This window comes from Polaromonas sp. P1_F1 (assembly GCF_056405795.1).
The window spans coordinates 451,137-463,331 of record NZ_JBFUBJ010000002.1 but is presented as its reverse complement, the minus strand read 5'-3'; the positions used below and the strand labels follow the sequence as shown (position 1 = coordinate 463,331).

Here is a 12,195-nt window from a genome sequence, read left to right as displayed (position 1 = left end):
GGCAGTCAGCGCCTGTACCTGAAAAGCCCCACGCTTTTCACTTTGTGTAATGCACTGCCCCTCCCAATGGGGCGCTGCGCCTGCGGCCCCTGCTGGTCTGAAGCCAAGGAAGCCGCTGCATGCGCTTGAGAGTTACTCGTTCTCGCCCGTGCTGCCGGCTTCGGCAGCGGCTGCCCTCAGGGCATCGACCTGCGCATCGGGGCTGGGGCCGATGCGGGGGTTCGCGGAGCGGTTCACGCCGGCCAGGTAGATCATCGCGCTGCGGTAGGCCTCGTCGATCAGGAAGTTGCCACCCGAGCCGGCCGACCTGATCGTCAGCGTGCCACCCGTGATGTCATAGCCTTCCTGGCCCGACCAGGCGAAGTAGCTGCCGGGGTTGGTGCCGCTGGCGGCCGTGACGCCCGGCGCACCGGCGCCCGACTGCTGCGCACCGTTGTAGGCCACGCTGGTGTCGGGCAGCGTGAGCGGCTGCAGAAAGCTGCGCAGCAGCGGGCCGGTCTGGCCTTCATAAATGCGCCACGAGGCCGTGGAGCCGCCTTGGGTGGTGATGTCCCAGCCGGTGAAGGTGGCCGCCTGCATCATCTGTGCGGTGGTCTTGCCGGTGCCGCCTGCGCTGCTGCCCTGGCCGGACGTGTTGACGTCCCAATAGCTGTTGTTTGTCGCGGCCGTTCCGACCTGTTCGGCCACCAGCCCGCCTGCCATACCGGTAGCAGTGACGCGGCCGGTGCTGTAGGCGCGCGTGATGATGCCGTCCAGCGAGCTGCCGACCAGCCCGCCCACCTTGTCGTCGCCACTCACGGCGCCGCTGGCGTACGCGTCGGTGATGCCGCCCTGGCTGAGTTCGCCCACCAGGCCGCCAACCTCGTCAATGCCCTGCACCGTTGCCGTGCTGTAGACATTGCTGAAGGTGGTGCAGCAGCCCTGCCCCGCGATGGCGCCCACAAAGTCGGCGCCGGTGATGCTGCCGCCCACCAGCCCGAGGTTCTGGATGCTGGTGCTCTGCGTAAGGCCGAACAGGCCCACGAAGTTGTCGCCCGGACGGTTGATGAAGAGATTGCGGATCTTGTGGTTGAGGCCGTCGAAGCGGCCCTCAAAAATACCTGGTGCGCCAACGCCACCCAGGGTATCGAAACCCGCGCCGGCGTTCCAGTTCACCGTGTCGCTCGCGTCGATGTCGGCGCCCAGCACGTAGTTGCCGGTGGGATTGCCGTTGATGCCCTGCAGGTCGGTGCCGGTGGTGCTGCCTGCCACGCCCAGGCTGGTGATGACTTTGTACGGGTCCGTGACGCCGTCGCTGCCCAGCCGGGTGCTGAAGTTGTCGCCGGCCCGCAGGTTGACCGGGGCCCTGACGTTGTACGTTGCAGTGTTCCCCGCATTGATGGCGCCCAGTCCGTATTCCAGTGCCAGCTTGCCATTGGCGTGCTGCGAGGTGATGGACGCGTTGATGTTGATATTGCGCCAGGCGCTCAAGGTCAGCGTGGTGCCCGCGTTCCAGGTGAAGGCCGCGTTGACGTGGATGTCGCCGTTATCCGTACCGCCGGCATTGTTGGTCGCCAGTGCGACATTGCCCAGGTTGAGGCTGGCGGCCAGCGTGCCCGCGCCTATGCCACTGCCGGTCAGCGCACCGCTGCCCGCGGCGATGGTGAAGTCGGTCGGGTCTATCAGCCATGTGCCGTGGTTGCCGCCACCGCCTGCAGAGGCCAGCGTGGTGATGACAGCGCCGTCGGCCACCTTGACGTGTGCCGCGGACGTTTCGACAAAGCCGCCATCACCGCCAGTGGGCGCCGATGCATCCAGCGTGCCACCTGCGTTCACCGTGCCGGTGTCCATGTCGCCCATCAGCAGGATACGGCCGGCCTTGTTCTGCAGGGTTTTGGCTTCGATGATTCCGGTGTTGTTCACCGTGGCCGTGGTCAAGCTGTCCATGGCTTTCGCGGAAAGCAGTACTTGCCCGCCGTTCGCCTGGATCAAATGCCTGTTCTCCGCCAGCGCCCTGATCGCACCCTGGTCAATGCTGTAACCCAGCAGGCTGCCGTTATCGATGTTCAGGGTGACCTTGTTGCCGGCGGCCAGCAGCGCCGTGCCCAGCGATGCCGTCATCACGCCTTCATTGCGTACTTCGGGCGCCAGCAAGGCGAGGTAGCCACCCTGCCCCGCGTTCAGCGTGCCCTGGTTGACAACCGAGCCGACCGAGCCTGTGAACACATGGTTGCCGGACATGAAGTCGGCATTGCTCATGCCCAAGGTTGAAGCCACCAGTCCGCCCACGTTGACCTGGCTGCCCGCACCAAACAGCACGCCGTTCGGGTTGAGGATGAACACCTGGCCGTTGGCCGTGAGGCTGCCAAGCAGTTCGCTCGGGCTGCTGCCGGTGATGCGGTTCAGCGCAATGGCCTGGGCGTTGGGCTGGTTGAACACCAGCGCTTCATTGGCACGGGTAGACAGGCTGGTCCAGTCAATCGCCACACGCTGGCTGGACTGGTTGATGGTGGTGGTGTTGCCCACCGTGGCCAGGCTGGCGGCGCCCGCAGACACGCTGGCGCTGGCGGCGTCTGCGGCCTCGGCCTGCTGGGCACCTCCGGCAAGCAAGAGCAATGCAGCGCTGCAGGCAGCGTTGAGTGTGAACCCGCCCGTTGCACTGGCGCCGCGTCGGGCCAGGCGGTAAATGCGGTTGATGCCGGCATGGCTTTTCATGTGTAGCCTTTCGGGACAGGACGGGCGGCGAAGCCCCCAAAGATCTCTCTTTTCCTGCCGGCGATGGCCTGTCATCTGGGGCCACAGGCCCATGCGCCGCGCATGACAAGTGCCATATTACGACGCCCCGGACCGACGCGATAGCCTGGGTTTCACGCACGACGCAGCCTTGCGCCCCTTGTTTGCTACAGTTTTGATAGCTGCTTGCGCCTGTCTTTATTGCGCTGCAGCCTGATTTCGCCATCAATCCTGGTGCAGGAGCCCAAACGACTGCTGCGAGCGCATCAGCCGCGGGCGTTGCCGCCAAAACCACCACCGCCCGACGAGCCAGGCAGGGGCCGAGGGTCCGGCTTCGCCGGCCCCAGGCGCCGCCCCCTTTGAGGGGGAGCAGACTACACGCAGTGAGTCTGAACGGGGGTGAGTCTAGTTTTCGTCGGTATTGCCCGCTTCTGCTGCGGCGGCCGCCAGCGCGTCGGCTGCAGCGCTGCCGCCGAATCCACCACCACCTACGCCACCGCCGGACGAACCGCCCAGGCCGGCCACAGCCTGCAGCGCGCTGTCATAGGCGCCGACCAGTGCTTCACTGCCAAGCGCCACGGTGCCGGCGTCGGAGGTCTTGATGCTGAGCGCGCCGTTGGCAAAGCCCAGTGCGTAGTTGCCGGAGATCGAGTTCAGCCCGCCAGGCGTGATCACATAGCTGCCAGCGGCCACGGCCCCCTGAGAAGATCCGCCATAGCCCACGGTTCCGCCGATATCCGCCGACGTATCACCCGCCACAAAACCGCTGTAGCTCACGCCGTTGCCACCGCTGTAAGCCGTGCCGTCATAGTTCTTGCTGTCGTTGTTGGCCGTCACCGTCAGCGCCTTGGGTGTGATGCTGGCCGTGGTCGTTGCCGTGGTGTTCAGCAGGTTGTAGTTGCTGGCGTCGGTGCCGCCTATAGCGATGCCGTTCACGCCGACCGCCTTGCCCGTGCCGGCGTTCTTGTCGGCGAAGGATGCGGCACCCGTGACGCTGAGTACATCGCTGCCCAGGCGGTTGTCGGCGTAACCCACGGTGGCTGCCGTTGTACCGTCATACACCTTGTTCACGCCAGCGGCTGTCACTGCCAGGTCGGCCTTGTTGATGGTGCTGGTCGTGTTGTTAGCGTAGCTGACGTTGTAGTTGGCGTTGTTCACGCCATCGCCCACCGTGACGCCCGAAGTCGTGACGGTCTTGTTGCCTGTGCCGGCATTCTTGTCGGTGAAGGCGAAGCTGCCACCGGTGGCGTTGTCGCCTGCGAACACCGTGCCGGCCGTTACCACCACCGCGCCAGCAGCCGAGAGGCCACCGTCGTAGGTCTTGGTGACATCGGAAGTCGACAGGCTCAAGTTGGCCTTGTTGATGGTGCTGGTGGTGTTGTCAACATAGGCGATGTTGTAGTTGCCGGTCACGTCGGCGTTGCCGCTGTCCTTGATCGTCAGGCCGCTGACTTGCACCGTCTTGTTGCCGACGCCGAAGTTTTTGTCGGTGAAGGCCTGCGTGGCGGCGGCGTTGACCGATTCGCCCGCGCCGGCGCCGGCCAGCGTGCCGACAGAGCCCGTACCCGTAGCGCTGGTCGTGCTGTCGTAGGTCTTGGTCACGCCTGTGGCCGTCACCGTCAGGTTGGCCCTGTTGATGGTGCTGGTGGTGTTGTCCACATAGCTGACGTTGTAATTGGCGTTGTTCACGCCGTCGCCCACCGTCACACCGGCCGCAGTCACCGTCTTGTTGCCCGCCCCGGCGTTCTTGTCTGTAAAGGCGAACGTGCCGCCGCTCAAACCGTCACCGCTGAATACCGTACCCGCCGCGACAGTGGCCGTGCCCGATGCGGCCAAGGTGCCATCGTAGGTCTTGGTCACATTGGCCGTGGACAAGGTCAGGTTGGCCTGGTTGATGGTGCTGGTGCTGTTGTCCACGTAAGCGATGTTGTAGTTGGCGTTGTTCACGCCGTCGCCCACTGTCACGCCCGCAGTCGTCACCGTTTTGTTGCCACTGCCGACGTTCTTGTCGGTAAAGGCAAACGTACCGCCTGTGGTGTTGTCGCCTGCGAACACCGTGCCCGCCGTCCCCACCACCGTACCGCTGGCGGATAAACCACCGTCGTAGGTCTTGGTGACGTCGGTGGTCGACAGGCTCAGATTGGCTTTGTTGATGGTGCTGCTGGTGTTGTCGACGTAAGCGATGTTGTAGTTGCCGGTCACGTCGGCATTGCCGCTGTCCTTGATGGTCAGGCCGCTGGCCTGAACCGTCTTGTTGCCGATACCGAAGTTCTTGTCGGTGAAGGCCTGCGTCGCGGCGGTGTTGACCACTTCGCCCGCACCGGCGCCTGCCAGTGCGCCAACAGAGCCCGTGCCTGTGGCATTGAGTGTGCTGTCGTAGGTCTTGGTCACGCCCGTGGCGGTGACTGTCAAGTTAGCCTTATTGATGGTGCTGGTCGTGTTGTCCACGTAGGCAATGTTGTAGTTGCCCGTCACGTCGGCGTTACCGCTGTCCTTGATGGTCAGGCCGCTGGCTTGCACCGTCTTGTTGCCGATGCCGAAGTTCTTATCGGTAAAGAGCTGTGTGGCAGCGGTGTTGACCGACTCACCCGCGCCTGCACCGGCCAGTGCGCCAACAGAGCCTGTGCCTGTGGCATTGAGTGTTCCGTCGTAGGTTTTGGTCACCGCGTTGGCGGTGACCGTCAAGCTGGCCTGGTTAATGGTGCTGGCTGTGTTGTCGACATAGGCAATGTTGTAGTTGCCGGTGACGTCAGCGTTACCTGCGTCCTTGATGGTCAGGCCGCTGGCTTGCACCGTCTTGTTCCCGATGCCGAAGTTCTTGTCGGTAAAGAGCTGGGTGGCGGCGGCGTTGACGACTTCGCCTGCACCGGCACCGGCCAGCGTACCCACGGAGCCCGTGCCCGTGGCGCTCAGCGTGCCGTCGTAAGTCTTGGTCACACCCGTGGCCGTCACCGTCAGGTTGGCCTGGTTGATGGTGCTGGTGCCGTTGTCCACATAGGCAATGTTGTAGTTGCCCGACACGTCGGCATTGCCGCTGTCCTTGATGGTCACGCCGCTGGCGCGCACCATCTTGTTGCCGGTACCGGCGTTCTTGTCCAGGAAGGCCTGGCTGCCGGCGGCATTGACCAGCTCGCCTGCGCCCGCACCCGCGAGCGCCGCGACGGTGCCCGTTCCGGTGGCGTTCAGCGTGCCGTCGTAGGTCTTGGTCACACCCGTTGCCGTGACCGTCAGGCTGGCCTTGTTGATCGTGCTGCTGGTGTTGTCGACGTAGCTGACGTTGTAGTTGCCGGTCACGTCAGCGTTACCGCTGTCCTTGATGGTCAGCCCACTGGCCTGCACCGTCTTGTTGCCGACACCGAAGTTCTTGTCGGTAAAGACCTGCGTGGCGGCGGTGTTGACCGACTCACCTGCACCGGCGCCGGCCAGCGCGCCGACCGAGCCCGTGCCTGTGGCGCTGAGCGTACCGTCATAGGTCTTGATCACACCGGTCGCGGTGACCGTCAGGTTGGCCCTGTTGATGGTGCTGCTGGTGTTGTCGGCGTAAGTGACGTTGTAGTTGGCGTTGTTCACCCCGTCGCCTACCGTCACGCCCGCCGCCGTTACTGTCTTGTTGCCGTTGCCGGCATTCTTGTCGGTGAAGGCGAATGTGCCGCCCGTGGTGCCGTCACCCGCGAACACCGTGCCCGCCGTCACGACCACAGTACCAGCCGCCGAGAGGCCGCCGTCGTAGGTCTTGGTGACGCTCGAAGTGGACAAGGTCAGGTTGGCCTGGTTGATGGTGCTTGTGGTGTTGTCCGCATAGCTGACGTTGTAGTTGGCGTTGTTCACGCCGTCGCCCACCGTCACGCCGGTCGTCGTGACCGTCTTGTTGCCGCTACCGGCATTCTTGTTGGTGAAGGCGAATGTGCCGCCCGTGGTGTTGTCACCCGCAAACACCGTGCCCGCTGTCACCGTGACCGTGCCGGCTGCGCTGGTCGTGCCGTCGTAGGTCTTGGTGACGTCGGTGGTCGACAGGCTCAAGTTGGCCTTGTTGATGGTGCTGGTGGTGTTGTCGACGTAGCTGACGTTGTAGTTGCCCGTCACGTCGGCATTACCGCTGTCCTTGATCGTTACGCCGCCGGCGCGCACCGTCTTGTTGCCGATACCGAAATTCTTGTCGAGGAAAGCCTGGTTGCCAGCGACATCGACTACCTCGCCCGCTGCCGCGCCAGCCAGCGCGGCAACGGTACCCGTACCGCTGGCGCCCAAGGTTCCGTCGTAGGTCTTGGTCACCGCATTGGCCGTCACCGTCAGGTCGGCCTTGTTGATGGTGCTGGTGGTGTTGTCGACATAGGCAATGTTGTAGTTGCCTGTGACGTCGGCGTTGCCGCTGTCCTTGATGGTCAGGCCGCTGGCTTGCACCGTCTTGTTGCCGATGCCGAAGTTCTTGTCGGTAAAGAGCTGTGTGGCAGCGGTGTTGACCGATTCTCCCGCTCCGGCGCCTGCCAGCGCACCGACGGTGCCCGTTCCCGTTGCGCTGGTCGTGCCGTCGTAAGTTTTGGTCACACCAGTCGCCGTCACCGTCAGGTTGGCCTGGTTGATGGTGCTGGYSGTGTTGTCGACRTAGSYRATGTTGTAGTTGCCCGTCACATCAGCGTTGCCTGCGTCCTTGATGGTCACTCCGCTGGCCTGCACCGTCTTGTTGCCGATGCTAAAGTTCTTGTCCAGGAAGGCCTGGCTGCCGGCGGCATTGACCACTTCGCCGGCTGCCGCTCCTGCCAGCGTACCGACCGAGCCCGCGCCTGTCGCGCCCAGTGTGCCGTCGTAGGTCTTGGTCACACCCGTGGCCGTTACCGTCAGGTTGGCCTGGTTGATGGTGCTGCTGGTGTTGTCGACATAACTGAGCACATAGTTGCCGCCACCGTTGCCGTCGTTCAGCGTGGCGCCGCCCACTGTCACCGTCTTGCCGGTGCCTGCGTTTTTGTCGAGGAAGGCAAAGCTGCCGCCGGTGGTGGTGTCGGTGTCAAGCAGTTGGGTGCCGCCGGTGGCGGTGAACGTGCCGGCAGCGTCGAGCTGGCCGTTGTAGGTTTTGCTGACGTTGGTGGTAGTCAGCACCAGGTTGGCCGGCGTAACAGTGAGGGTACCGCCGCTGATGTCGTAACCCTGCTGGCCGGAATAATAGCCGTTGTAGGTACCGGCATTGCGCCCACTGGAAGCCGCCCCCAGAACACCAACCGCCGCCGTGCTGGCGCCGGTTTGCACCACACCGTTGTAGGTGAGCACGGTGTCGGCCACCGTCAGCCCACTCAGGAAGCTGCGCAGCAGCGGCATGCTTTGACCTTCGTAAATGCGCCACACCGCCGTGCTGCCGCCGGTGCTGGCAATGTCCCAACCAACAAAGGTGCTGGCCTGCTTCAACTCGCCATCGGTCTTGCCGCTGCCGAGGGCGTCTGGCAGCCCCGGGTTGGCGGTGGCACTGTGGAAGCTGTTGCTGACCGTGCCGATGTTCAGTCCCACCAATCCATCGGCATCTAAGCCGCCGGTGCTGGCATTGCCCGTGGCGTAGCTGTTGCTGATCGCGCCGCCGTTGTTGTTGTACCCCGCCAGCCCGCCGACATATTGATCGAGGCCGTTGACATTGCCCGTGGCATAGCTGTTACTGATCACGCTGCCGAAGTTGTTGTACCCCACCAGCCCGCCGACATAGTCAGTGCCGCTGACATCACCCGTGGCGTAGCTGCCGGTGATCGCGCCGCCGCTGTTCTCCCCCACCAATCCGCCGACGGATCTATTGCCGCTGACATCACCCGTGGCGTAGCTGCCGGTGATCGTGCTTGCGTTGTTCACTCCCACCAGGCCGCCGACACGGATGAGGCCGCTGACGCTGCCTGTGCCCGCGTGGCTGTCACTGATCGTGCTGTTGTAGGCGTACCCCACCAACCCACCGATATTGTTGTTGCCGCCGCTGACATTGCCCGTGGCGTAGCTGTTGCTGATCGTGCTGTTGTTGGCCTCCCCCACCAACCCACCGATATTGTTGTCGCCGCCGCTGACATTGCCCGTGGCGTAGCTGTCGCTGATCGTGATGGCGTTGGACGCGCCGCCGTTGTTGACGCTGGATCCCACCAGCCCACCGACACGGTCGAACCCGGTGACGCCGCCAGTGGCAAAGCTACGGTTAATGACACTGCTATAGCCGCCCATGACAGAGTTTCGTCCCACCAGGCCGCCGACATAGTTGCGGCCGCTGACGCTACCCGTGCCGGCGTGGCTGTAACTGATCGTGCTGTTGGTGGCATCCCCCACCAAACCTCCGACCATGTCGGCGGTAGCGGTAACGTTGCCTGTGGCGTAGCTGTCGCTGATCGTGCTGTTGCCGGCAGATCCCACCAACCCACCGACAAAGTTGTCGCCGTTAATGCTGCCTGTGGCGTAGCTATTGATGATCGTGACGTTATCGGCTGATCCCACCAGTCCACCGACTATGTCGCCGCCGCTGACGCTGCCGCCAACCACCCCTACGTTGCTGATTTGCGCACCGCTGGCAACACCAAACAGACCGATGGGGGCTATCCCGATCCGGTTGATGGTGAGGCTGGACACGGCATGGCCGAGGCCGTCGAAACGGCCGGTGAAGTGACTGGACGCATTGCCGATTGGGTCGAATCCTGCGTTGCTATTCCAGTTTGCCGTGCCGCTGGCGTCAATGTCGTTGGCCAGGGTGTAGCTCTTGTCCACCATGCCGGCGGAACCCGCGCCTTGCAGGCCGTAAGCGTCGGTGAGCTGGTAAGCCGTTCCGGCGCTCAGGCCGTCACCGCCCAGCGCGCGAATGAAAGTGCCGCCGCTGATGCGGAAATCCGTCGCAGAAAATGCCGGCACGCTGCCCATCTGGCGCCAGGTGCCGCCCGCCAGGGTGAAGGTGCCAACGTTGGTGGCGCCGGTATTGGTGATGGTGCCGCTGGAATTCAGCGTCACGCTCTGACCCACGCCTGTGAGTCCGCCCAGCCCGATGTCACCGCCGGCGGCGAGAGTGACGGGGCCAGTGATATTCAGGTTGCCGTTGTAGGTTTGTGAGCCCGTGGTGTTGATATCTGATGCCAGGGCGATGTTGCCGATGGCGTTGAATGTCACGTTTGCCGCTGTCAAGGCACCATTGAGGGCGACATTGGCACCGGAGCCCGTCAGCGTCATATCTGCAATATTGATCGTCGGCAGGCTCAGCGTACCGCCGTTGGCAGCCAGGCTGACCGACTGGTAGGAGCCCGTCAAGTTGAGGCTGGCCACATTGAAATTGCCCGTTGTTGAGGCATTCACGTCGTGCGCAGCAGTGATGGTCGCATTGCTCACTGCTGCGTTACTGATGAAGTCGATCTGGCCACCGCCGCCCGTGCCCTGGGTGGTCAGGTTGAGCGTGCCTATGGCGTAGCCGTAGGTGTTCACGCGTATCCTGCCGTTGCCTGCGTTGCCCGCGGAAGCAGTGAAGCTGCCGCCGGGGGCACTCATGCTGGCCTCGACGGCGGAGCCGGGGTTGCTACCCCGGATATTGGTGCCCGCGTACAGGTCAAAGGAGCTGGCCATCCAGCTGACGCCGCTATTCACGATCACGTCACCCGTGGTGGCTTTCATCTTCAAGCTGCCGGCAAAGACCTGCCCCAGGCCGTCGGTGCCGCCGATGCTGCCGCCGGCCGTCATGTCCAGCGCGCCGCCATTCAGATTCAGGGTTCCCGTGCCGGTAATATCGCCGGCAGCGTTGGCCGTCACAGAAAGAGTTGTGGAAGGCCCGCCCACACCGATATTGCCGTTGAGGAGGATGTTGCGCCCGGCGGTCATGGTCATACCGGCCGCGCCTGCATTGGTTTTGGTGATGTTCGCGCCGGTATTGATGTTGATGTCGCGCTCGGCAGTCAGCGTGAAGGTGTTGTTGTCCGTCCGGTTGATCGCCTGGTTGACGTGGATGTCGCCGTTGCCGCCGGCCGTGCCCATGGTGGCGGTGGCGATTTCGAAATTGGTGCTTGTCAGGGCGCTCGCGACGTCGGCTGCCGTCATGTCGCCCGTGGCGGAGATGGTGAAGTCATTGGGGTCTATCAGCCATTTCCCGGTGTTGCCGGCGGAAGCCAGCGTGGTGACCCGGGCGCTGTCGGCCACCTTGACATGCGCTGCGCTGGTTTCAACAAAACCGCCGTCGCCTCCATCCGGTGCGCTCGCGTCCAGCGTTCCGCCCACGTTGACGGTACCGGTTTCCATGTCGCCCATCAGCAGGATGCGGCCTGATTTGTTCTGCAGCGTCTTCGCTTCAATCACGCCGGTGTTGTTCACCGTGGCCGTCGTCAGGCTGTCCATGGCCTTGGCCGAAAGCAACACTTGCCCGCCGTTGGCCTGTATCAGGTGTTTGTTCTCGGCCAGCGCATTGATGGCCCCCTGGTCGATGCTGTAGCCCAGCAAAGACCCGTTATCTAGATTCAGGGTGACCTTGTTGCCGGCAGCCAGCAGGGCTGTTCCCAGCGACGCAGTCATCACGCCTTCGTTGTGCACTTCCGGGGCCAGCAGGGCGAGATAGCCGCCGTTCGCCGCCGTCATCGTCCCTTGGTTGACCACCGAACCGCTGCCGCCCGAATTCGTGAAAACGTTATTGCCGGCCATGAAGTCGGCGTTGCTCATATTGAGCGTCGAGGCGACGAGACCACCGACGTTCACTTGCGACCCGGCGCCAAACAGAACGCCGTTCGGGTTCAGGATAAACACCTGGCCATTCGCCGTCAGGCTGCCGAGGAATTCGCTGGGGCTGCTGCCGATGATGCGGTTCAGGGCTATCGCTGAAGCATTGGGCTGGCTGAACACCAGCGCCTCGTTGGCCCGCGTGGAGAGGCTGGTCCAGTCGATCGCCAGGCGCTGGCTGGCCTGGTTGATGGTGGTGGTGTTGCCGAGCGTGGAGACATTGCCCGCGCCGGCAGTTACGCTGGCGTTGGCCGCATCGGCCGCGCGAGCCTCGTGCGTAACCACGGCCAGGGAAGTTAGCAGCACCAGCGCAGCACGGCAGGCCGTATTGAGCGTAAAGCCTGCCCCTTCACTTCCGCCTTCAGCCCCTCCGCCAGGGGCCGACCCGAACAGCACGCTGCTGCGCGACGAGCCGCCTTTGCTTCTGCCCTTGGCGTTTTCCGCCACGGCCACCCACAGGCTCAAGGCGGCGTTCCAGACAAGACGGTAAATGCGGTTCATGCTGGCGTGGCTTTTCATGGCAGTGACTTTCTGGAAAAAACGGGCGGTTTGGGAGCGCCTGCGCGCACCCCAAAGGTGGCGCGCGCAATGGTTACAAAACGTGCAAATCGTAGGGTCGGTGCGGGCACCTGTATGTCCCCAGTTCTAGGGACAGGGCTGTAACGCCGAGGGGAATAATCCCCTCTGAAGCGCACTTCCGGTCACCGCACAAGCGCTGCCATACAACGTCCCAGGACGTGAAGAGATGCATGTACGAGGAAGCAAGGCCGCGTCGCGGCTCGTTGCATG

General features: G+C 63.6%; 2 protein-coding genes. Both read right to left on the bottom strand.

Annotated elements, in window-relative coordinates; translation table 11 throughout:
- Positions 1-132 precede the first annotated feature (132 nt).
- Positions 133-2,694, bottom strand: coding sequence for a two-partner secretion domain-containing protein (locus AC1DZE_RS08255; protein ID WP_477672666.1), 2,562 nt, complete (start codon positions 2,692-2,694; stop codon positions 133-135).
- 423 nt (positions 2,695-3,117) lie between these two features.
- A complete protein-coding gene (locus AC1DZE_RS08250; RefSeq protein WP_477699941.1) occupies positions 3,118-11,925 on the bottom strand; it encodes a YDG domain-containing protein in 8,808 nt (2,935 codons plus the stop codon).
- Positions 11,926-12,195: the final 270 nt, after the last annotated feature.